This window comes from Photobacterium sp. MCCC 1A19761 (assembly GCF_037389125.1).
Lineage (GTDB): Bacteria > Pseudomonadota > Gammaproteobacteria > Enterobacterales > Vibrionaceae > Photobacterium.
The window spans coordinates 17070-40906 of the sequence record NZ_JAZGTF010000031.1 but is presented as its reverse complement, the minus strand read 5'-3'; the positions used below and the strand labels follow the sequence as shown (position 1 = coordinate 40906).

General features: G+C 50.4%; 24 protein-coding genes. 13 read left to right on the top strand and 11 right to left on the bottom strand.

Annotation, left to right across the window (positions count from 1 at the left end):
* Positions 1–135: 135 nt before the first annotated feature.
* The gene (locus VV869_RS20595) at positions 136–1059 is read right to left on the bottom strand and encodes a cation diffusion facilitator family transporter (RefSeq protein WP_337736815.1); all 924 of its coding nucleotides are present in this window, start codon (positions 1057–1059) and stop codon (positions 136–138) included.
* 207 nt (positions 1060–1266) lie between these two features.
* On the opposite strand from VV869_RS20595, the gene VV869_RS20590 reads away from it, so the two are divergent.
* Entirely contained in the window at positions 1267–1488 is a 222-nt protein-coding gene (locus VV869_RS20590) for a hypothetical protein (protein WP_337736814.1), read from the top strand.
* 407 nt (positions 1489–1895) lie between these two features.
* A complete protein-coding gene (locus VV869_RS20585; protein WP_337736813.1) occupies positions 1896–2171 on the top strand; it encodes a hypothetical protein in 276 nt (91 codons plus the stop codon).
* A gap of 279 nt (positions 2172–2450) precedes the next feature.
* Here VV869_RS20585 and VV869_RS20580 read toward each other — a convergent pair whose 3' ends face one another.
* From VV869_RS20580 to VV869_RS20555, 6 genes are all read right to left on the bottom strand, one after another.
* Positions 2451–2795, bottom strand: coding sequence for a hypothetical protein (locus VV869_RS20580; protein ID WP_337736811.1), 345 nt, complete (start codon positions 2793–2795; stop codon positions 2451–2453).
* A 165-nt stretch (positions 2796–2960) separates the two neighbouring features.
* A complete protein-coding gene (locus VV869_RS20575; RefSeq protein ID WP_337736810.1) occupies positions 2961–4151 on the bottom strand; it encodes a cystathionine beta-lyase in 1191 nt (396 codons plus the stop codon).
* Between the two features lie 78 nt (positions 4152–4229).
* Positions 4230–4934 (bottom strand): hypothetical protein, encoded by a 705-nt coding sequence (locus tag VV869_RS20570; RefSeq protein ID WP_337736809.1) that lies wholly within the window; start codon positions 4932–4934, stop codon positions 4230–4232.
* 295 nt (positions 4935–5229) lie between these two features.
* On the bottom strand, positions 5230–6126 hold the full coding sequence (secF, locus tag VV869_RS20565; protein WP_443147349.1) for a protein translocase subunit SecF: 897 nt from the start codon (positions 6124–6126) through the stop codon (positions 5230–5232).
* Positions 6127–6128: 2 nt separating this feature from the next.
* Positions 6129–7952, bottom strand: coding sequence for a protein translocase subunit SecD (secD, locus tag VV869_RS20560; protein WP_337736808.1), 1824 nt, complete (start codon positions 7950–7952; stop codon positions 6129–6131).
* Positions 7953–8127: 175 nt separating this feature from the next.
* Complete coding sequence (locus tag VV869_RS20555; protein ID WP_337736807.1) at positions 8128–8736, bottom strand: hypothetical protein; 609 nt, start codon at positions 8734–8736, stop codon at positions 8128–8130.
* 251 nt (positions 8737–8987) lie between these two features.
* Between VV869_RS20555 and VV869_RS20550 the strand changes: the two genes are divergently transcribed.
* Positions 8988–9860: an NAD(P)-dependent oxidoreductase gene (locus VV869_RS20550; protein WP_337736805.1), complete on the top strand. Its 873-nt coding sequence runs from the start codon at positions 8988–8990 to the stop codon at positions 9858–9860.
* A 65-nt stretch (positions 9861–9925) separates the two neighbouring features.
* Here the strand turns inward: VV869_RS20550 and VV869_RS20545 are convergent, their stop codons facing one another.
* The 3 genes from VV869_RS20545 to VV869_RS20535 form a co-directional block, all read right to left on the bottom strand.
* The gene (locus VV869_RS20545) at positions 9926–11323 is read right to left on the bottom strand and encodes a S8 family serine peptidase (protein ID WP_337736804.1); all 1398 of its coding nucleotides are present in this window, start codon (positions 11321–11323) and stop codon (positions 9926–9928) included.
* 267 nt (positions 11324–11590) lie between these two features.
* Positions 11591–12799: a NupC/NupG family nucleoside CNT transporter gene (locus VV869_RS20540; protein WP_337736803.1), complete on the bottom strand. Its 1209-nt coding sequence runs from the start codon at positions 12797–12799 to the stop codon at positions 11591–11593.
* A gap of 426 nt (positions 12800–13225) precedes the next feature.
* Positions 13226–13735 (bottom strand): outer membrane beta-barrel protein, encoded by a 510-nt coding sequence (locus VV869_RS20535; RefSeq protein WP_337736801.1) that lies wholly within the window; start codon positions 13733–13735, stop codon positions 13226–13228.
* Positions 13736–13993: 258 nt separating this feature from the next.
* Between VV869_RS20535 and VV869_RS20530 the strand changes: the two genes are divergently transcribed.
* The 4 genes from VV869_RS20530 (at position 13994) to VV869_RS20515 (ending at position 17719) form a co-directional block, all read left to right on the top strand.
* Positions 13994–14569, top strand: coding sequence for a hypothetical protein (locus VV869_RS20530; protein ID WP_337736800.1), 576 nt, complete (start codon positions 13994–13996; stop codon positions 14567–14569).
* A gap of 894 nt (positions 14570–15463) precedes the next feature.
* A complete protein-coding gene (locus VV869_RS20525) occupies positions 15464–15937 on the top strand; it encodes an SRPBCC family protein (protein ID WP_337736799.1) in 474 nt (157 codons plus the stop codon).
* A 293-nt stretch (positions 15938–16230) separates the two neighbouring features.
* A complete protein-coding gene (locus VV869_RS20520) occupies positions 16231–16770 on the top strand; it encodes a GNAT family N-acetyltransferase (RefSeq protein WP_337736798.1) in 540 nt (179 codons plus the stop codon).
* A gap of 640 nt (positions 16771–17410) precedes the next feature.
* Positions 17411–17719, top strand: a complete 309-nt coding sequence (locus tag VV869_RS20515) for a hypothetical protein (RefSeq protein WP_337736797.1) — start codon at positions 17411–17413, stop codon at positions 17717–17719.
* A 160-nt stretch (positions 17720–17879) separates the two neighbouring features.
* Here VV869_RS20515 and VV869_RS20510 read toward each other — a convergent pair whose 3' ends face one another.
* Positions 17880–18416: a hypothetical protein gene (locus VV869_RS20510; protein WP_337736796.1), complete on the bottom strand. Its 537-nt coding sequence runs from the start codon at positions 18414–18416 to the stop codon at positions 17880–17882.
* 201 nt (positions 18417–18617) lie between these two features.
* Between VV869_RS20510 and ovoA the strand changes: the two genes are divergently transcribed.
* The 6 genes from ovoA (at position 18618) to VV869_RS20480 (ending at position 23804) form a co-directional block, all read left to right on the top strand.
* Positions 18618–20732, top strand: coding sequence for a 5-histidylcysteine sulfoxide synthase (ovoA, locus tag VV869_RS20505; RefSeq protein ID WP_337736795.1), 2115 nt, complete (start codon positions 18618–18620; stop codon positions 20730–20732).
* Positions 20733–20796: 64 nt separating this feature from the next.
* Positions 20797–21114 carry a cysteine-rich CWC family protein gene (locus VV869_RS20500; RefSeq protein ID WP_337736794.1) on the top strand — a complete coding sequence of 106 codons (318 nt, stop codon included), beginning with the start codon at positions 20797–20799 and terminating at the stop codon, positions 21112–21114.
* A 149-nt stretch (positions 21115–21263) separates the two neighbouring features.
* Positions 21264–21605, top strand: coding sequence for a hypothetical protein (locus VV869_RS20495; RefSeq protein ID WP_337736793.1), 342 nt, complete (start codon positions 21264–21266; stop codon positions 21603–21605).
* Positions 21606–21690: 85 nt separating this feature from the next.
* Positions 21691–22146: an META domain-containing protein gene (locus tag VV869_RS20490; protein ID WP_337736792.1), complete on the top strand. Its 456-nt coding sequence runs from the start codon at positions 21691–21693 to the stop codon at positions 22144–22146.
* Positions 22147–22161: 15 nt separating this feature from the next.
* Positions 22162–23217 carry a hypothetical protein gene (locus VV869_RS20485; protein WP_337736791.1) on the top strand — a complete coding sequence of 352 codons (1056 nt, stop codon included), beginning with the start codon at positions 22162–22164 and terminating at the stop codon, positions 23215–23217.
* A 107-nt stretch (positions 23218–23324) separates the two neighbouring features.
* Entirely contained in the window at positions 23325–23804 is a 480-nt protein-coding gene (locus tag VV869_RS20480) for a CreA family protein (RefSeq protein ID WP_337736790.1), read from the top strand.
* Positions 23805–23837 lie beyond the last annotated feature (33 nt).

Here is a 23837-nt window from a genome sequence, read left to right as displayed (position 1 = left end):
CATTCATAAGACACGGGCAAAAAAGTGCAAAAATCATAAAAAAATTGCTCAGAGTGCAACAGTCAGGGGAGGATTCAGGAAAGTGGCCAGCCCCGTACAATACCGGAACTGACCTGAAATCACGAGCGCATGGGCTCAATCGCAGGAATGATCGTCACAGCATGGATTCACTACCCGCTCGGCACACGTGTACGGCTCAATATGAATAATGACGTCCACCACTTCATCCAACTTGTCCAGGATATGTGACTTGAAGTTTTCGCTGATCGTATGGGCATGTTCGACACTCATGTCCGGTTCCACCAGCAAGTGAAAATCTAATAAAATAGTACTGCCGGTGCGACGACTGCGAATGGCGTGGACCTCACGAATATCCGCATCATCTGCCGCATATTGCTGGATCTTGGCTTCAATCTGGCTATCGGCTTCCGCCTCTGTCAGTTCAAGCAAAGCCGGCCAGAGGATCTCCGCGGCAGCTTTCAGGATCATCGCGGTGACCAACAGCGCCGCAACTTGGTCAAGATAATGCAGGCCGGGGAACAGGTAATTGGCCATCACCGCAACCGCAACCGGAAAGGAGCTGAGGGCATCCGTTCGGTGATGCCAGGCATTGGCATGCAGTGCCCTGCTGTTAATCCGTTTCGCCTGGACCAGGGTCCAGCGATACAGCCCTTCCTTCACCACAATCGATGCCACCGCTGCGAAAAAAGCGAGCATGCCCGGCGCTGCCGCAGGCTCCTGACTGAGCGCATGGAGAGAGTCCCACCCGATTCCAATCCCGACGATCGCCAACAGGACGCCAATAAAGATATTGGTCAGGGTTTCAAAACGACCGTGGCCATAGGGATGGTTTTTATCCGCCGGTGCCGTCCAGTATCTGGAGCCAATCAAAATGGCGGTATCGGTGACCAAATCTGAAAAACTGTGTACCCCATCGGCAACCAGTGCCTGGCTGCCGGTCAGCTTGCCCACCCCGATTTTCACAATGGCCAAGGCAACGTTCGCCACAGAGCCAACCCAGGTGGCCTTGCGAATCACTTGAACCGGGCTTTCTGACATATTTCAACTCGCTCTTTCTATTCAGGCGTCTTTCCGGTTGAGAAAAACACAGAAGATCCGCCCATTCAGCTTTCAACAGATGGCTGTATCATGACACTTTCCCGCGTCTCAAAAAAGCGACGCGTCTTAAGAATGCATTATAATTAAGTGACAGATTGATCGAACACCCGTAAATCTCCCCCGGTAATTCACCGTACAGGATAAACGATGGTCAATAAACGCTGCGAGGTGGCCTTCTTTTCGGTATCACTGGGATGTCTTCTGCTCCTTTCCGGCTGTTCGTCAACGACCCAGACCCACGCCAACAACCTTCCTTCCGGGATGGATGCCCACCAGTTTCGCCAGCAATATATGGAACTATACCGCACGCAGGAGGCCCAGCCGCAACCTCAGCCGATTCTGATCTTCAAGTCGATCCCAAAAAAATGAGCCGTCAGCGAACGCCTCTGCAATCACTCAATAAAAAAGCTGCAATGAAAAAGCGCCACAGGCAATGCTCAAAATGGCACCTCTGCAGAAAATGCGCTTTGGGTAGAAAGGAATATAAATGCCTCCCGTAAACACAACAAAAAAACACCATATGAAACTGGTTTTTTTGGCTGTACGATGAATCATCAAATGATTCTTTATAAAAATTCACGTTAACGCTACATCTTTTAATCGCTTTTTATTATTTGATTTATCTGTACAAAATAGTTGCAACCGGCAATTGCAACAAAACATCGCCCAGATCACATTAATCAAGAAAAGCAACTGATTTCAAATTGAAAAAATTTACCTTCATTCCATAATAGGACGGTCAATATTAAAATATTGATAATAACAAAAGGACTTTTATGAGACATATTGCCGATTTTATCGAGCAGCTTGAACGGGGCAAAGCGCCTTTCAATATCTGGGTGTACTCAAGTAAAGGTCAATACAGTCAGCTTGGCAATCAAAGTAAACAACTACGAACACCACTGCTATACCAGGCCTTGGATCAGCACCTGCAAGTCGTTATCGAAACGAATCAGGATGCTTTTCTGCTTTTGCCTGAAGTACATGCCGTCGTACCCGTAACGTTTCGCGAAGGCCAGATTCAGGTATTGACCCAACCCAATGCTGCATAAGCTCTAAAAATATTACTAACAAAAATCAATAACCATGAAGTATGTGGCTAGGTTAAGTTTTTGTGCTTTTGTAATATTGGAAAATAAAACAGACCATCAGGTCTGTTTTTTTTTTGCTCACGCTTTACCGCAACAATAGTAATATAATTTCATATTCGTAATTCATACGATGAACAAACTCAATTCACGGTGTCATTTCAATCACCACCAGTCTTATTCAGCTTGAGTCTGAAAGAAATCACCAATAAATCCTTTTTTACCGGAATTAAATTAACGGACTTAGTATTGCTTGCCTGAAGCCTGGCCGGTGATGATCAATGACGGCATCAGTTGGCGCTGACCATTGGCACACGCCGCCTTGCCATCTTCCCACCCTTCATCAAAGCGGGTATCGCTGTTCTCCAGGCTGATATCTTTCTGATAGTCCATATCCGGACTGCCGCTGAGATTCAGCGAGCTTTCGCACCCCTGGTTATACCCGTAATGATAAATACTGTCGTACTCAACATTGCTGACATAGGCATCAGGATACAATCGGTATTCTTCCATCTCAGATCGGCTACAACCCAAGATGGCCAGCACCAGTGCTCCCAGAACCGTCCAGCGTAAACATTGCTTCATCATAAGGCCCCTGCTGCAATTCGTTTTCAGTGATCTAAGTCTATACCCAAACAAGCGCAACAGTCAGAGTTCAGCCTCATACCAGGGGCTTTAGGGCGATGAAAAGGATGAAGAATTCAGAAGCGAGAATGAATCAGGCTGCGTTTGGCAGCCTGATTGGAGAGGGGACTACTTGTGATTCAGCACGGCATTGAAACGCTCAAAACCGGCTTCAAGATCCCGGATCAGATCATCAACATCTTCCAGGCCGATATGCAGGCGCAACAGAGGCCCCGCAAAATCTTTCTTCTTGGCTGTTCTCAGGGTATTGATATTCTCATTGGCCAAAATCAGGCTCTCGAATCCACCCCAGGAGTAGCCCATGCTGAAATGCTCCATACCGTCCAGCAGCGCCGTCAGCGCTTCGGTATTGCCGCGATTGAGCACCACGGAGAATAAACCGTTGGCACCCTGAAAATCACGGACGAAGAACTCATGCCCTTCACAACTCGGCAGGGCCGGGTGGCGCACATGATCCACTTCTTCACGCTCTGCCAACCAGCGGGCCACTTTCAGGCTGTTCTGTTCGTGTTGCTTCAAGCGAACCCCCAGCGTGCGTAAACCACGCATCGCCAGATAAACATCATCCGGAGACGTGCACTGCCCCATCAAATAACTGTTTTCCCGCAATTGATCCCAGCAGCGTTCATTGGCTGTCGCGGTCCCCAACATCACATCAGAGTGACCGACAATGTATTTGGTGGCTGCCTGGATAGAAATATCCACGCCGTGCTCAAAGGGCTGAAAGTGAATCGGAGATGCCCAGGTGTTATCCAGCATCACAACCAAACCGTGTTCATGCGCGACACGGGCCAGCGTCGGGACATCCTGCACTTCCATCGTAATCGAACACGGCGACTCGAGAAACAGCACGGTCGTATTCGGGCGGATCAGCTCGCGGATCCCCTCGCCGATCATCGGATCATAATAGGTCGTTTCCACACCCATTTTGTCGAGAATCTTGTCGCAAAAATCGCGGGTCGGCTCATACACCCCATCCACCATGAGGATGTGATCACCGGCTTTCACAAATGAAAGAATGGCATTGCTGATCGCGGCAGTGCCACACGGATACAGCGCACACCCGACACCGCCTTCAAGCTCAACCATGGCCTCCTGAAAAGCAAAATGCGTATTGGTGCCGCGGCGTCCGTAAAATAGCGCTTTATTGGCGCGGTTCGCCGTCGCATGTTTCATCTCGGCGACAGAATCAAACACAATGGTCGATGCCCGGCTGACCGGCGGATTCACCAGATGCTGGGTCCACTTCTTCGCACGCCCGGCCGTAACTATTTTGGTGTCTTGCTGTTTCTTTCCCATTATCTACCCAAATTCCCTTATAAACCCTGACATTGACGTTAACACAATTGTAAAGGCCTTGGGTAGCAGGCAGGAATTTTATCTTATCGCAGCATAACGCTGCGCCGGTCGTTCGGTGTGAGGCTGCGGAATGCCTGGTAAATCAAAGCGCACGGTATGCGGATCTGTCATTTCCAGATGCGCCCGGAAATTCAAACAGGCGCCCATCACGTCAAGATTGCCGGCGACTTTGGCTGTCAGCACTGCCAGCAAAATCGCTTTGTAGGCAAAATGCCGATGCAGGTCGATGGCGACCTCGGCCGAGCAGGGCTTTCCGCCGTGGGGACGCAGCACCTGAAGGGCCTGCTTTTTCGGATACAGTTGAAATACATTATGATTGATGCTTTTCGCCTGCTTAATCATATTACGAATTTCACAGCGGGACACAGGGCTATAGCAGCCGTGATATTCTTCACCGGCAACACTCTTGAGATACTCATGATGGAGCGGGGTCATTTGCCCGTTCTGGCTGGGCAAACTGAGGAAAATAATGTCTTCGTAGTCGTCCCCCAGGGTTTGAAATATCCCTCGGGTTTGTGCCACATAACCTTTATTGAGGAGACAGTTGATTGCCTTCAGGCCCGACAGGTACTGGGTCAGAATCGACATCATGGCCTCATGCATCGCACAATCCCCCATCTGGGGACAAGGTTCTGAAACCGACTCTGTATCCAGTAATTCATGTAACTGCGCATCGACAAACTGGACAATTCGATGATTCAACTTCATTTCTGTGTCGTACATAAAACAGCCTTTGTCATTTATCTGTGGATTAAGTTAAAACTCGTCACGCTCACTTTCGATAAATGCAACCGCGATTGCGCTTCACTTTCCTTGCGATTCAAGCAACCAAACAATGTGACTTTTCGCACAGTTTTATCAGTGAAGTTAAATTGAGTATCGACAAGTATTGATTAATTTGCATACAAAAAATGACAGGCATCATAAAAAAGTTCTAATCGTCTCAATGCTAAGACAAAGGCCGCCTGAGCGACCTTTATCCTGTCCGTTCACCATTTTGCCTGTGATTACCCGGGATTCAGGGTGTTTCACTCACGGGCTCAGGCAGATAATCCCGGGCCTTGAGCCGCAGCATTTCCGGCAATACTGTTCCGACAGAGACCGATGACCAGGTCCCGGTCAGGATCCCGATGAACATCGCCAGGGCAAACCCTTCCAGTGGCCCGCCCCCCAGTAACCACAACGCGCCTACAGTCATCAGCGTGGTGCCCGATGTGACCAGTGTCCGTGAAATTGTCGCCGCCAGGGCTTCATTACTAACCTGGCTGATCGGTGCCTGTGGTTTGGCAATCAGCACTTCCCGGATGCGGTCGGCGATAATGATCGAATCATTCAGGGAATAGCCCAGAATTGCCAGTACCGCTGCCAGCACGGTGAGGTTGAACTCCATTTGTGTTGCCGCAAAAAAGCCCAACACAAAAATCACATCATGGGCCAGTGCAACCACCGCGCCGGACGCCAAGCGCCATTCAAAGCGATAGCTGAGATAGCCCAAAATGCACAGCACCGACACCAACAGGGCCAATCCGCCCTGCTCTGCCAACTCCTGCCCCACCTGCGGCCCGACCATACTAGTGTTTAACACCTGCACTTCGGCATCCAGTTTGTTCAGGACATCAGCCACATCCGGCGACTGCCCCTGCGCCGGGATCGCGTAACGCAGCACCCAACGGCCAGGCTCACCTGCAGCAATTACACTCACATCCTGACCCAACGCGGCATCCAGTGCCTGATCCAGTTCATGGTTGGTGACGGCCTGTTCAAGCTGCACTTCAGTAACGATCCCACCGGTAAAATCCAGCCCCCAGTTCAAGCCGCGAATCCCAATCATCAGAAGAGATGCGACCAGCAGGAGCAGCGACACCAGGGTGGTGAAATAGCGCCACCGGGTGGCATTTTTTATCGAAATCATCATTTTTAAATTCGCACCTCACGTCGTGCATCACGACCCCACACCAGATTAATCAGGGCGCGGGAAGCAAAAATACCGGTAAACATACTGGTCAACAGACCCAGCCCCAGCGTCAGGGCAAACCCCTGCACCGGACCATTCCCCACGGCATACAACACCACCGCGGTGATCATGGTGGTGAAATTCGCATCGAAGATCGTCGTGAAGGCACTGCGAAAGCCCTGATCGATCGCTTGCGCCAGACTGCGCCCTTCCTGAAGCTTGTCGCGGATCCGCTCAAAAATCAGCACATTGGTATCCACGGCCATGCCTACCGTCAGCACCAGACCCGCGATCCCCGGCAAAGTCAGCACCGCGCCCGGGATCAAGGCCAACAGACCAAACAGCATCACCATATTGGCAATCAGGGCAATATTAGCGACCCATCCCAATCGCCGGTACCAGAGTGCCATGAAGACCAGAGTCATACCTAAGCCCAATGCCAAAGCGGCAAAGCCATTTTCGATATTCTCAGCCCCCAGGGTCGGGCCAATCGTCCGCTCTTCCACTATGGTGACCGGTGCCGTCAGCGATCCCGCACGCAGCAACAGTGCCAGCTCCTGCGCATCGGCAATATTTCCGGCGCCAGTGATCCGAAAGCGGTTCCCCAACTGGCTCTGTATTGTGGCGACACTGATCACCTGACTGCGTTGCTCGGTATTCCCCGACGCGTTCCGGCTGTACTCGCTAAAGACCGTTGCCATTGCCTGACCGATGTGCTGGCGGGAAAATGATGACATCAGTTGGCCACCCGCCCGATCCAGGGTGATGTTGACCTCCGCGGATCCCATTTCACCAAACCCGGCGCGGGCATCAACAATATGCTCGCCGGTCAACACCGGCTGGCTGGCCATACGGACCGGCTGTCCCTGTGCATCCGACAATGTGAGACTGCTGTCACTGCCGGGCGCCTTAACGGCATGAAATGCCAGGCTGGCCGTTGCCCCCAGCACACGTTTTGCTGCCGCCTGATCCTGAACGCCGGGCAGCTCAATCCGGATCCGGTTTTCGCCCTGACGTTGCACCAGAGCTTCGGTGATCCCTAACTCTTCAATCCGGCTGCGCATGGTTTGCAGGTTTTGCTGGACCGTGAGTTGGCGTAACTCACGTTGCTCCTCCGGGCTCAGCGTTAAAGTCAGCTGATTTCCGGCCCCATGGACCACTTGCCATTGCGGCGCTTGCTGCCGCAGATACTCCTGCACTTGCCCCTCGGCTTCCGTTGAGGGCAGAGACACGGTCAGACGATCCGCTCCGGCCAGTGTCACCCGGGCCTGGCGAATCCCTTGCTCGCGCAAGGTATATCGCAGTGAATCCCGAAGCTGTGTCGCGTGGGCCTGATACACGGGCTCAAGGTCCACCTCCAGCAGGAACTGAACCCCGCCCCGTAAATCCAGCCCCAGTTTAATAGGGGCAAAGCCCAGTTGTTGCAGCCAATCCGGAGCCGCCGGTGACATCGCCAGGGTTAACCGGGTATCGCTGACATCAGCCCCTAACAACGCCGCTAATTCTTGCTTGGCTTCGGTTTGTTGCGAGGACTGCTGCAAGACCACAACCGTTTTCTCCGGCTGCTGGTCAATCCGCTTGACGGCAATCCCGCGAGCAGCCAATTCATGCTGAAGCTGAACGATATCCGGCCCCGCGCCGCCCGATGAGCCGATCTGGATTGCCGCATCTTCGCCATACCAGGTCGGGAGGGCGCTCAGCAGCATCACCACCAAAGAGACGACCAACACCACATATTTCCATAACGGATAGTGGTTCAGCCGTCGTTGCAATTGTTTCTTTCTCATTGTTGTTCACCATACACTGGGTTCCGGCCATGACAGACATGTGCCGGACCCCGTCGCCGACAACAGTCGGCCAATATGAAACGTACGCCCCCCTGCTGTAACAGAGGCTAAAAACGGTACATTGTGACAGGCGCCGTGAAACGGCAGACCTGCGCCGGCGTCCATTCAGACGCGATCAGCGCACAAGAGAAAAGTGGTTCGGGTGGGGTTGATAGAGCTGATTACTTTCTTTCCAGCCGGCAACTCGCCCGGCAGGCGGGATCACCCGCCGTGTCCAGTCCAGCGTGGCATGAAAATCGATGCGGTAGCCGACAGCAAAACTCGGTGCCGGCTCGATCGGCAGTTCGAACGCCAGCAAATACTGCGGCTCAGGTTCATCTGCGTTATCCCGGCTGCCAAGGGCCATTCGGGAGGATCCGAACAATGCCAGAGCCAATTGCCGATCGGAGGAGGAATGGTGATGGGTATCGTGCTCGGGTGGCACCTGACTGCCGGCATCCGGACACGGGAACACGGGTTCGGCTCCCGGAGGGGATATTACATCCCGCTCATCCGCAGTTACGCCGAAATGAAAACCGACAAGGCGAACATCGTCAAGGACAGGAGCTTCAAAGAGAGTATCTTCAAGATGAGCGCTGGCAAGCGCAGAGACCGGCTGAACCGGTACGGTGACAAGCTGCGGGGCAACGTGAGCCGCTGTTGCCAGATGTGCAGTAACCGGCGTAAGGACGCCCAGACCAACACATACCACCAACAAAAACATGCTCAGAAGCTTCCGAAGCATACGACCAGCACTCCAGACCGTCTTATACCATCACTGCTGGCATCATAGGAGGTGTACACGCATGGCACAAGGAAATATTACGCCTGCGGCCCGTAAGCGCTTCTCCTCAATGAGGGCTTTCACCGTTCAGTCCTCGTTGGACGATTCACCGGTCATCCGGCACAAACCCGTTTTTTCATTGCTGACACCAGGCGGGTTCATTATAGTGATGCCCATTCGCCCGAAGAATCAGACAAACAGGGAAGCAACAGATGACAACAAAAAACATTGCATTTATTGGGCTGGGAACCATGGGCTTTCCAATGGCCGGTCACCTGGCCAGTGCCGGGCATCAGGTCACGGTCTATAATCGCACCACGGCCAAAGCACAGCAGTGGGTCGAAACTTACAAAGGTCAGTATGCGCTTACACCGGGTGAAGCATCTGAAAATGCTGACTTCATCTTTACTTGTGTCGGCAATGACGACGACCTGCGTGAAGTTTACTGCGGCACGTCCGGAATTCTCGCTCACGCCAAACCCGGTGCCATTCTGATCGATAACACTACTGCCTCCGCTGAAGTAGCGCGTGAGATTGCTGCTCAGGCCGAAGCCAAAGGCATGGCCTTTATGGATGCCCCGGTTTCCGGTGGTGAAGCCGGCGCGGTCAATGGCTGTCTGACCGTGATGGTCGGCGGCAAACCGGATGTCTTTGCGGCCGCCAAACCGGTCATTGATTGCTTTGCCAAAGCCACAACCCTGATGGGCGATATCGGCTACGGGCAGATCACCAAAATGGCCAACCAAATCTGTATCGCCGGGGTGCTGCAAGGCTTGTCAGAAGCCATCACGCTGGCCAAATCCGCGGGTCTGGACATTGAGAAAATGACCGAAGTGCTCAAGCACGGCGCAGCCGGCTCCTGGCAGCTGGAAAACCGTGCGGTCACGATGGCGGCTGATAAATTTGATTTTGGTTTTGCCATTGACTGGATGCGCAAAGATCTTGGGATCTGCTTCGATGCGGCGGAAAAATTAGGCGTCGATCTTCCCCTGACCAAACAGGTTGATGAGAAGTATGCCGCGCTGCAAGCTCGCGGCTTCAACCGCGCGGATACCTCAGTGCTCATCAAGCAATTCGACAAATAATTCATCTCTTGGCAAGCGGCGCGGCTGACTAACCAGCCTCGCCGCTTTTCGCTTTTTTTGTTCGCTTAGTTGTTATCGATGATGCCATCACAGTTATTATCAATGCCATCCCGACTACGCGGACCTCTTTCATTTTTGCCCGGATTCACGTTGGGATCGGCGTCATTACAATCATCCCCGCCAAACTCAGCCGCGCAGTAGCCATCCCCGTCCGCATCCACACAGGTATTACTGTTGTCTCCCCCACCGCCTGGTGTGGTGTTGTCCGGCACCCAATTCAGGGCACTGTAGGCCTGAATGAGTCCATAGCCATAATTTTTATCAAAGCCTGGATCCCCCAAATCTTTGGCCGTAGCAATCAACGCCTCTTTCACTTGAGCGGCCGGTATGCCTTTCGCCAACAACATGGCTGCGAGCGCACTGACATGCGGGGTCGCCATAGAGGTGCCCTGGAAGAAAAAGTAGCCCCACTGACCGGTCCCGTCGAATGTTTCCTGTAGCACCCCGTCACCGTAGCCATCATTGTTGAAATCCGTATTGGTCGTTCCGCCCGGGGCAACCAGATCGAGCCCTTTACCACGATTCGAATATGAAGCGACATCATCATTGATATCTGTTGCTCCGACCGCAATCACACTTGGATAGATAGCCGGATAACTGACATTTTTACGGAAACCGTCATTCCCGGCAGCCGCCACCACGATGACCCCGTGATCAGCAGCATAATCCAGCGCTGCATCCATCAGCGGATCATTGGTCATCCCGTAACGTGCGCTCACGCCAAGGCTCATATTGATCACCTTCGCGCCGTTGTTGACCGCAAAATAAATCCCGTCGGAGATATCAGCAAATGAACCTGAACCACTATCGCTCAGCACTTTCACCGGCATCACGCAACTGCCGTATGCCAAGCCATCCACCCCATAATTCCCGGATGTTTGGGCAATCGTCCCGGATACATGCGTTCCGTGACCGTCACCGTCCGTGGGATCGGAATCGCCATTGACAATATCAGCACCTTGCTGAATGGACACGCAACCAATGCCGTCCGGCCCCCCTAAACGCAGACCGGTATCCAGCACTGCAACGGTCTCTCCGACCCCGCTGGTGAGTCCCCAGGCATCTGCCGCCTGAATTCGCTCAAAATGCCACTGGTAACTGGAATAATCCGCCTCAGTGGCGAAATGGGTAGCGATAAAATTCTTACTGGCCTTTTTCCCCTGTGCCCTGTAGGCGTTCAACTTGCCAGATTCCTGACCCGGTTCAACTTCAACCAGAGAAACCTTCGCGTTGGGATAAAACCGTAACACTTTCTCTTGTCCCAACTCATCAGGTGAGGCTTGTACCAAAATCTGACCCGGTCTGAAATTGGGCTCGGCCAGTGTTGTGAAAGGTGTCAGCAGCGAAAACAGATACAAGCTACTGCGCAAATGAATACTCTTTTTGAATACGGGCTTTAACACGGCGTCCTCCTTCACCTACCGTTTTTCCTAAGTGTAGGAGGGACCCGAAACCTTCAAGACAAAAAAGTACAAATGTCTCATCTTGGATACATTTACATTTTATGGATGATAAACAAGAGGATAAAAACTAAGTCAGCGGAACAGGACGAATACTCACCCGAGATTGGGCGCTAACACTCTGAAAAAAAGGCTTAACAAAAAACCGCCAATGAATGGCGGTTTTTGAGGTTAACATTGAATGCTCCGTTCTGCGGAAATGTTGTGGCCTTACAGGCTCACAAAAATCCCGGCCAGTGCAGCACTCATCAGGTTCGCCAGGGTTGCTGCCAGCACAGCTTTGAAGCCCAGCCCTGCCACATCACTGCGACGATCCGGTGCCATCACACCAATAGAACCCAGCTGAATGGCAATCGAGCCGATGTTGGCAAAACCACACAGTGCGAAGGTGATGATCACCTGGCTGTTCTGAGACAGAGTCTCTTTGATGTTCACAAAATCCAGGAAAGCCACGAACTCATTCAGGATCAGTTTCTGACCGATAAACGCCCCGGCTTGCAGCATTTCAGTGGCCGGTACACCAATGATAAAGGCCAGTGGCGAGAACAGGTAACCCAGGATGCTTTGCATCGTCAGGTTTTGCATTCCAAACCATTCACCCACCATTTCCAGACCGGCATTGGCCATGGCGATCACACTGATAAATGCGATCAGCATGGTCCCGATGGCGACCGCGACGCGCATCCCGTTCATGGCACCGGATGCCAGGGCGTCAATCGCATTGCTGTGATCGCTCGATGCCATTTCGATATCTGTTTGCTCAGTCGGCGTTCCCTGCTCAGGAACCAGGATTTTCGCCATCAACAGGCTCCCCGGTGCGGCCATAAAGCTGGCGGCAATCAGGTATTTCAGATCAACCCCCAGACCGGCGTAACCGCCCAGCACACTTCCGGCAACCGAGGCCATACCACCGGTCATAACCGCAAACAGCTCGGAGCGCGTCATCCGCGACAGGAAAGGTTTAACCAACAGCGGCGATTCGCCCTGAGACAGAAAGATATTCCCCGTCGCCACCAGCGATTCCGCACGGCTGGTGCCCAATACTTTCTGGATGCCGCCACCAATAACTTTGATGACCCATTGCATCACGCCGAGATAGTAAAGAAGAGAGATCAGAGCACTAATGAAGATAACGAGAGGAAGGACACGAACCGCAAAGATAAATCCGGAATTGGCGAGGTCGCCAAACAAGAACTGAATCCCTTCATCGGCAAAACCCAGTACGCTGGCGACACCGCTGCTCATCGCACCCAACATCATCTGCCCGACCGGCATATACAATACCAAAGCGGCAAAACCGGCTTGTAACAACAAAGCCCCGCCCACGGTACGCCAGTTAATGGCTTTTCGATTTTCAGATAACGCGCAAGCGCATGCGACCAGCACTAAAATACCGGCCAAACTAATTAACAACTGCATTATTTCGTCCTGTTGCTTGGAATAAATGGAATGCCGAAATATGAAGGTGTTACTGCTTGCTGCAACAAGAGAGCGACTGCTTTCGGGGAAAAAGCAAAATAGGAAGGATCTGAACCCTGAGGTTCAGTGAATAACTTGGATTCCGCCCACATGTACAACATACAAGTCACCTTGATAACAAGCTAAAATAACGCCGGTCCAACTCCGTGGGTCGTTCACATTTCCATGGTGACAGCTTGTAACTAAGGTGGCTGAACTCTAGGGTTCTGGCCGGAAGCGGAGTATATAGAGATATAGTTCACATTAACAAGCCCAAAGGCTGATATTTTTGTGATCAATGATTCTTTTGTTCAGAAAACAAGCAGGGACCAGCAAAAGCCAGTCCCCGCACGTCGTTATCCTCCCGCCTGCGGGAAAACAATCGCTTTAGAATTTGTAATCCACAGACCACATCAGCTGCTGTGAGTTTTCCAGTTTGGTCTGGTGCTCTTCATAGTCCTGCTCCAGGTAGCGGTAGGTCAGATCTGTCGACCATTGATCGTTGATTTGATACATCGCGCCCACCTGGCCGCCCCACACAAAGTCAGTGGAGCTTTCATTGCCGATTTCACTGTCAGCTACACCAGCAGAAACACCGGCAAACAGATTCACTTTTTGTGCGACCGGCATCAGATAGTCATACGAAGCCAGGAACATGTTTTGCTCGCTCTTATCCATGTAGCTATACGTGCCCATCAAGCGATGATGGTCGTTCAAAATAGCGCCACCTCGCAGTTGTACCGCAACATCTTCGCCATTCTGATCATTCGCGCCTTTGATGCTGTCTTCCTGATAACCGACACCGGCACCCACAAACCAATCAGTGCTGACTGCAAATGCAGGGGTTGCAGCCACAGCGGCCAGAGTCAGGGTTGAGATCATTGCTAATTTTTTCATTGGATAGCTCCTCGATTATCCGATACCACGCACCACATTGATGCATTCGGTAGTGTTCGATTTGTTGAGACCCACTTTACACCGAGAAGCTGAACCAAAACTTAAAATATAAAACAATGTTTTATTCATGAATCAAATCTGAACCGACCCCTGAGAATCATGTCCTTTTGTGTCCGATTCATGTCTGGTTCAGCCCGTGATTGACTCATCTGCGTACCCAGGCATAATGAACAAGGACTTATCAAGCCGGATACTTCGATGCCAAAATCAAGCACATTGAGATGTGCGCGAATCGCCCTCCCCCTGCTGCTGACTCTGCCTCTGGTTATCTCGCCGGTTTCGCAGGCCAATCAATACGTTGCAGATCGTAAGTTGCTGAACTATCTCGACAGCTATGGCAACCTGTTTCTGAGGAATGCCAAGAACTTCCGATTACCGGATCCGCTCATCGTCAACGGCAACATGAATCTGGAGTACAGCAACATCGAGTCACTGCCGCGCAAATTGACCGTCGAAGGCAATCTCAATCTGGCTTATAGCAAAATCAAAACCCTCCCCTTGCAACTGGTTGTTCATGGTTATATCAATCTCGCCCATTCAGAGATTACGGCGCTCAACAATGGATTACAGGTTCCGGGCGATTTAAGTCTGATGGGAACCAAAATTAAGGAGCTGCCGTCTTATTTATATGTCGGCGGAGATCTTTATCTGGCCAATACGGCCATTACGGCATTGCCGCAATTTTTAGTGGTGAAGGGAAATATCTATTTGGGGGGCGCACGGGTCACACAGTTCCCGAAAGAAATATCGGTAGGCGGGAAAATTTATAAATAACCTAGGCTCCAATTTCCTCATATAAACAATGCTTCAAAAAATAAAAAGCAAACGTTTGCCAAATTGAAAAATAAGAATTTCATTTCAAGACATTTAAACAGGAGAGTTACAGGCTAAGTTTTCGGCGGGAATTTGAGCCAGAAACACGGAGACTAACGCTATTGTGCTTCTGGCATTTTTCACATTAAATGTGCATATGAATCAATAAATTGCGCCTTCGCGCAGCAGAAATTACTTCGATCTACCTTTCACGTTCGTGGTTTGCGATTGATGGTAGAACCATTGTCTGCGGTTTCTATTATTAGTCATATTTACCTCTCATTTTCCAAAACGAGTAAGGTTGATATTTCGCTTTATTAATACCGTCTTACTCTTCAAATCAGCTTTACTATACCTAACTGGATATGACGTCCTGATGACAGTTAAATAAAAGTAATGCGTCACATACCCTGATGAAGTTACTTTCAGTATAGAACCTATCAATTTTAAAAAGTTCAGTCGAAAGAGCAGGGATTAAAGGGCAGATATCAAACAAGATGGGGATTACAGCAGTTAGTTAACGGATTCAGGAACCCACGCTTCTCAATACTTATCACCATCTTATTCACATCAACAAAATTCAATATAAGAGCCAATGATGCATTTTGCAACCATTATTTTTCAGCGCATCATCCTGTTTTGTTATCTCCTTCGCAAATATTAACCATCGCACAGATTAAACCAAGTCCTAACCTTTTCATAACTAACGGGTTCTTATCAAATGTAATCCGGTGACCGGGATGATTTGTACTGATTGTACAGATACAGATGTCTCAAAACAGAGACCCGGTTTCCGTTGACTGCATCATTTATTTTGTTAACATATCCGTTACAATTTGACTTAAGGTTGACGATATGGCTATTCATAGCATTGCCTTAGAACAAGCAGTAGATGTCCCTAAGCAAGTCCTGTTTCAGTTGCTCTCCGATCACGACAATCTCGGACGTTTCTTTAGTGCCGAGTATTCGCTCATCAAACAAGGGAAGCCCGAGGTGAACGGCATTGGCGCTGTGCGAGAAGTCAACCTTGGTCGCTTTCGTTTCCGCGAGCAGATTATCGATTATAAAGAAAACGAACATCTGCACTATAAAATCATTGAGGGCGCGCCGCTGAACGAACATGGTGGCTGGATCCGTTTCGAAAGTCTGAGTGCCGATAAAAGCCTGATCCACTACCGCATCAAATTTTCCCCGCGCATCCGCGGCACCGGTTGGTTTATCAAACTGCTGCTGGAAAAGAGCATCAAGAAAGCACTGGCGAACCTAGCCACCTATGGTGAATCGACATGGAAGGCGCAGCAAATCTCCCAACCGCGTTCCGGAGCCTGAATCACCCGCTTTGATCTTCCTGCGGTCATGGCAGGTGTTCGTCTGCTTCTTCTCCCCTTCTTTCTTCAATATCTCTGCTGCTCGACGCTTCCTGACTCAGGCGAGGTGTTTCACGGCCCGGCTCTCGTCTCGTGATGACATCAAACTGTCAACTCCGGCAATTACGCTTTCAGGCGCATATTCAAGGTTTCGGCAAGTCTTTGATCGAATCGATTGCATCTCTGATATGAACAAGATTTAATAACTGCCATTCTTCTTGACTTGCATACGACATCAGATTTTAAGGAACACGCATGGGACACCAACCGCTGCTCACTACGGATCGACTTATTCTGAGACCATTCCAGCTATCCGACGCCCCCAAAGTCCAGCGTCTTGCCGGCCATGAGCAAGTTGCCAATGGCACTATTAATATCCCCCACCCTTATATGGACGGGATGGCCGGTCAATGGATTGGGAAACACCTGGCAGGCTGGCAAAGTGGTCAGTCTGCAATTTATGCTATTACGCTCAAGATGAATTACCAATTGGTAGGATGCGTCGGCTTGCACAACATCGCCAATCAACGTGCCCAGCTTGGTTACTGGCTGGGTGTACCGTATTGGGGCAACGGTTACTGTACAGAAGCCGCCAAACGCATCACGGAGTTCGGGTTCAAGCGCTTGCACCTTGAGGTGATCTACGGCCAGCATTTCCGTCGGGATCCGACGCCGGGTAAGATCCTGAAAAACATCGGCATGGAACATATCATGACCAAAGCCGATGCAACCCGAGCCCACAGGATCACCGAGGATCTTGAATACTATGAGCTGAAAGCCCTCGTGGAGGCTTAGCCACAGCCCACAGACTCGATAGACAGATCGATGTGATATAAAGGCGGCAAACATTTATTCAGGCAGGATATATCACTGCCATCGCATTACTATTGACGTATTCACAATCCATCATGCCGCCATTCTGCCGTCAATTGATCTACAGTTAAAAACTCATCAAAAATAATCACCCAACTCAAACAAATACCAAATAACATTTATAAAAGCTGAATACATAAACGATTTTTTATAACACTTTTTCTCATTCATGAATCACCAGATCTGTTTAATTATTTACAATAAATTTTAACTTAATTAAATATATGAATAGAGTGTTAACAAAATAACGTAAAATGAAACAAAGTGTTAGACTTAAAATTCATCAAATTTTCATCTGTTTTTGTGATCAGACGCTATACTCAAATTAACGGGTCACTCGGGGAAATATGAATTGATTCTGCATGAACCCATATATTTCTCGTTTTATCCGAAAGGTAAATCATATTGAGGCCATAACATCCTGATTAAGAATTAAAACAACAATAACATGACTCAGAATGAAATATAGAACCTGACGGCCGGTCTTATTTTTCGCAGGGGCACACCGTTGCACTTGCAAAAAAGAATAAGGCGATTGCCGCAGACTGATGAGGTGAAGAAAATGTCTAGCTTAAAAGTACTGACTGCTACTGCTGCCATCCTGATGTCGACTTCTGTCCTGGCGGATATACGAGTCGCAGATACACACAATGGCGCATGGATTACAGTGACTGAGAACGGTCAGCCCGCTGCGAATGCATCGGTTTCTGTTGCGAATGTTCCACAACAGAAAAAAACTTATCAGACCGATGATAAAGGCCGGGTATTTATTCCTCTGACTATCGAACAATCTCGCTCTATTAAATATAAAGCGAAAACAGAAAGCGGACGTGAATCAAGCCGTTATGCTTTCCACTCAACTAACCGTTAACTGAGTTCAGTCAACGATTCAGTGTTCTCCAGGCCCTGCCATGCAGGGCCTTTCTTTATTGTTCTATCTGTATTAGCTCCCTGTATTAGCTCCACCGCTTAAACATCATGCGCTGAAAGAACGATGGCTCAAAGAACACCATGCTCAAAGTCATACTAAATCACATCGTGTCACGCCGTTTCAAATCTCTGGATAACATCAGGGCTAATCCCAGAATTTGTAAAAACAACGCCAGATTCCGCTGCCTGGAAATAGATTCCATCACGCCTTGATATGACTGCTCCAATGCCAGGTTATGTATATAGAGTTGATCAATTTTATTTCGATACTCGATCTGAGTGTCATTCATTCTTTGCATGATTGCCGGAATTTCAACGTTCGACAGATCGGACAGCGAAATATTCAACCAATCATGGAGCTCTTCAATCACTTGTGCTTTCACAGATGCCGACAGCGGTTGGGGATTCACATTTGCAATCGACATCAAAATCAAAACCAATTCACGCTTTCTTTCAATCGTTTCAACTTGCTGCCAGGTTAACCCAATTAATTTTTCGTTGCTCTCCTGCTGTTGAATCATCCCATTGGCCTCTTGCATGGCATGATCAAGAGAAAAGTTGGTCATGAGTGCCGAGATAATATTCAACAGTAATCCGAGCGCCACAAAAAACCATGTTGGCACAAACCATTTACGCATCCAAATTCCCCTGCTCAACCGCCCGGATAAATACATCGCGGGCCTATGTGATCAGGGTAGTTCATCTCCGTATGGCGCATCGTATCGCTTCATCCCGATGACCCCTGTTGTCTAACTATCAAAAAACCAACACATTTCTTTGGTGAACTATTTCCTTTCTGGCTACGTTTAAAAGTACTGTTTCAGAAGGGAAAGTGTGCAATGGAAAACCGACAACGAAAAGCAACACGTACGCTGTGGCTGACAGGTGAAAGTGCAGAGCGAAAGCGTCAGGAACTCAAAGATGCCTTCAATCAGACCTGGCAACTGTATGAGTCTCTTTTTGAGGTAATCAACAACGACGCCGCTTTTTTCAGTAAACCAGAGCCTTTACGTCACCCGCTCATCTTCTATTACGGCCACACCGCCGTTTTTTACATCAATAAGTTAAAACTCGGAAAATACGTTGATCAACGAATCAATGAACACTTCGAGTCAATGTTCGCCATTGGCGTGGACGAGATGTCGTGGGATGATCTCAATGACAACCACTATGACTGGCCATCTGTCGCCGAGGTTAAACACTATCGCGACCAGGTCGCAGCGCTGGTCAATGCCTTTATCGAAACCATGCCGCTCGAATTGCCGATCACCGCAGCCGATCCGGCCTGGGTGATACTGATGGGGATCGAACACGAACGGATCCATCTGGAAACCTCGTCAGTTATCATCCGTCAGCTTCCCCTGTGCGATGTCAGTCCCCATCCGAACTGGCAGCCTTGCCGGGACAGCTGTATCCCGGCTGATAACCAACTCCTGTCAGTCAGTGGCGAAACCATCATCCTGGGCAAACCTGAATCCGATCCCACATACGGCTGGGACAATGAATACGGCGAACAATGCTTTCAGGTCGGCAATTTCAAGGCCGCCAAATATCTGGTGTCAAATCAGGAATACCTGGCCTTCGTAAAAGCCGACGGCTACCGGCAGCCCCGCTACTGGAATGAGGAAGGGAAAGCCTGGTTGGCCTATACGCAAGCCAGCATGCCACGCTTCTGGCGGTTACAGGATGGTGCGTGGTTACAACGTAACCTATCAGAGGAAATCCCGCTCCCGCTGAACTGGCCGGTGGAAGTGAACCAGCTTGAAGCCAAAGCGTTTTGCAACTGGAAAGCCGAACAAAAACAAGCCAACATCCGGCTACTGACCGAGGCTGAATGGTATGTCCTTCGCCAAAGTATCGAGGAAGATTCCCCGGCCTGGCACGAGCCCCCCGGCAATATCGAGCTGGCTTACTATGCTTCGTCCTGTCCGGTTGATCGGTTTGAGCACGGCGGCTTTTGCGATATCGTCGGCAATGTCTGGCAATGGACCGAGACCTGCATTGACGGATTTCAGGGCTTTGCTGTTCATCCCCTCTATGACGATTTCTCTACCCCGACCTTCGACGGCAAGCACAACCTGATCAAAGGCGGATCCTGGATCTCGACCGGAAACGAATCAATTAAATCCTCCCGCTACGCCTTCCGAAGGCACTTCTATCAGCACGCCGGGTTCCGCTATGTTGAATCCAATCAGAATCCGGACAGCATGACCTCGCTGAATATTTATGAAACCGATGAGCTGATCTCCCAGTATCTTGAGTTCCACTATGGCGATGAGTATTTTTCCGTCCCGAACTTCTGCATCAACGGCGTCAAACAATGCCTACACGAAATTCAGCTCAACCATCAAGGAAAAGCCCTGGACATTGGTTGCTCGGTCGGCCGCGCCTCATTTGAGCTGGCCAGACATTTCGCCCAAGTGGATGCCATTGACTTCTCAGCCCGATTTATTCAGCAGGCCTACAGCCTGACCGAGCAGGGCGAGAAACGCTACACCATCCGAACCGAAGGCGACTTGGTCGAGTTTAAGAGTATTACGCTGGATGAACTCGGCTACAGCAGCGTTGCCGACCGAATCAACTTTGTTCAGGGGGATGCCTGTAACCTCAAGCCCCAGTTCAGCGGCTATGATCTGGTCTACGCTTCGAATCTGATTGACCGCCTCAACGATCCGAAACAATTCCTGTCCACGATCCACCAGCGGATCAATCACGGCGGCTACCTGGTCGTCACTTCGCCCTACACTTGGCTGGAGGAATATACCGACAAAGCCAAATGGCTCGGCGGAATCAAGGTCAACGGGGAGAACTTCACCACCCTGGACGGCCTGACCGAAACCCTGATCCCTCATTTTGAGCTAGTCGCGGTGAAAGAAATCCCGTTTGTGATCCGGGAAACCAAACGCAAGTTCCAGCACAGCTTGTCCGAGATGACCATCTGGCGTAAGCGCTAATCTTGGCTATGCTGTCACATGATGCTACTGTACTGCCCCCAACGGCAGTACAGAGCATGATTCCGTGAAAACACCTTGTGTCGCAAAATGTAAAAACAACGAAGGCATCTGCAGCGGCTGCTTTCGTACCATGGCCGAAATCTCAACGTGGCGCCATATGGACGAAGAAAATCAAGTCCGGACAATCAACGAAATCCGCGGCGAACAGTCGACCCACACCTGTCAACAATGCGGCAAACCGGCTTTTTGTGATATCAGTGCCGGGAAGAGTAGCTGCTGGTGTTTCGAAATCAGCCGCCGGGACACATCGGGTCTGGAGACTGACGGTACAACTTGCCTGTGCCGGGCCTGCCTATCTCAACTCCCCCTGCGTGATCATTAAAGCGCATCCAACCAGAACGCATATCGGATCAACTTAATAAATGGGGATAACTGCCGCATATAATGCTATATCAGCACCGTTATGCTTGGCTTGAGTTTCTCTTTTCAGGCCCTATAATCGAATGATCCACCTACAATGTATAAAACCGAATGCATATATTTTATCGACTGGCCATCCTGATCACATTGCTGTCTCCGCTCGTCCAGGCACAGCCCCTGAATGTCCTGCCAGACAACGAAAAGCTGTGTATGGAAGCTGTTGGACGGCTTTTGGCCCGCCAGCAGGCCATCTTCAGCAATAACCAGGCCGAACCCAACCAGCGACGGTTAGCCGAACGAGCGATCGATACCACCCGGGAAGCTTTCTCGGAGAGTGAAAGTTACTGCCAGGCCCAGGCAGCACTCCAGGCCTACGAAAGCCAAAAAGATAAAGACGACAGTTTTCAGCAGCGCCAGGGAGAAGTGAACTACTTCGGACGCAGCACCATTTAAGCGTTCTGCTGTCTTATCAGCGCAACCTGACAGTCACCGAGATAAGCTATTATTAGCAACAAGGCTGTATCGGGGAGAAAAACCAATGCCTACCAAACCTTGGCTGTGGACGGGTATTTTGTTTGCTGCGGCATTGCTCGGATGTGAAGAAAAAGTCACTGCCGGCTTCGCCGTCAAAGATCTTCAGGACAGCTGGGTGCTGGTCAAGATTGACGGCAAAGATATTACAATCACTGAACCCCGAACGCCGCCGGGGATGCAGATTGGTACCGATCTCAAAGTGGCCGGATTCAGTGGCTGCAATCGTTTCTTCGGCCAGGTCGAACTCACGCCCAAAAGTAAGTTCCGAATCACCGCCATGGGCACCACCAAAATGGCCTGTATCCAGAATGAACTGGCAACCATTGAGTCGACCATGACCAAGTCGCTGCAAAAATGGAACAGCATCGCACTTGAAAACAACCTCCTGACGCTGACATCCGAGCAGCATATCCTGACCTTCACACCAGGGGAGATATCCGTCCCGGAAACCCCACAGTAATGAGCAGGGCACCCCATGAAACTGAGTAAACGCAAAGCCAGAGTTCTCAGTTCAGCGATTCAGGACTGGGAGAACAATGCCCTGATCACCCCAGAGCAGGCCAAACAATTACGTCGCAGCTACCAGATCGTCGGTTTTGACTGGCGCCTGTTGGCGGTTTACTCTTTCTGGATTGCCATCACCTGCCTGATCATTGCCGTCGGCGTGCTGCTGGCAGATGACTACCTTCTGGCCCTGCTAGCGCAAATCATCGACACACCCGCCAGCGTCCTGGCACTACTCAGCGCCGGGATCGCAGCGGCTTGCTACATCATCGGCACGCGGCGGCGGGACAAATATCCCGAGAAAAACATCAGCAACGAAGCGACCTTTTTCTTCGGTGTCTTCATGACCGCAGTGACGGTTGCCTTTTTGCGCGAAACCAGCGGAATCGCACATCGCTACGATGCGTTGCTGTTGCTCCTGCTCACCCTGGTTTACGGCGTGCTCGGCATTCGCCTGAGCTCCATTCTGATCTGGTTGTTTGCCCTGATCAGCTTCGGTGCCTGGGAAATGGTTCAAACCTATGAGCTGGCAAGCCCTGAAGGCTATTTCCTCGGGATGAATCAGGCATTACGATTTGTCTTTGTGGGGATCGCCGTGCTGGCCGTCAGCCGGTATACCGAACGCCGGGCCGATTACCAGTACCTGAGTGAACCGACGTTGTTTGTTGGCCTGCTGTACCTGCTGAGTACCCTGTGGTTGCTGTCAATCTTCGGCAACTACGCCGATGCCACCGAGTGGGCCGACGTCCCGCAATTTCATCTGCTGCCCTGGTCCATCCTCGCCGGACTGGTCTGCCTGGGCGTGATTTACCTCGGGATCCGGTTCGACAATCCCCTGTGCCGGAGCTTCGGGATCACCTTCCTGCTGATCAATCTCTACACCCGCTACTTCGAATACTTCTGGGAATCGATGCATAAAACCATCTTCTTCGCGATTCTGGCACTCAGTTTCTGGGTGCTCGGAACCAAAGCCGAAAAGCTGTGGCAGCTCGGTCGGCAGTTACAGTCGGAAAGTCAGAAACACTGACGCCATCTGTGCTTATCCGAAAAAATCATCGATTATTCATTGGTTAAATCGATCAACTTGGTATGATGAACCCTTCATCCGGCTCAAGCCTGATAGGGAGAATAACAATGAAAAAACTACTCGTTGCGATGTTAATGACTGGACTGCTCACAGGATGTTCTGACAATGAGGTTGGAGATGTATCGCTTGGTGTTTTTACGCTGAAGGACATCAAAATTGAAAATTTAAAGGACGATATTGTGACGGGTGTAACCTGCCACATTGCCTCTGTCGAAGCTGATTTCAGTTTAGCCGACCCCAGTGACAGCTCCATTTCTTGTCGTCAAACGGGAGACATTACACCCGAGATGATCGCAAAAATTGATAAGAGTAAATCCGGAGAAGTCGTATTCAAGAAGTCCAAAAGTATCTTCTTCAAGTCGATGAAAGTCAGACGCATCTTTGATGCAGACAATCAGACCCTGCTCTACTTGTCATATACCACGAAAGAAACGGAGGGCAGCTTTAAGCACAGCCTTTCAACTGTTCCGTTGTGGGGCACTGCTGCTTATATCGAGCCTAACGTAGCACCTGGCGCAGCACATTAAGAACATGGCAGCGAATGCTGCCATGTTCTTATC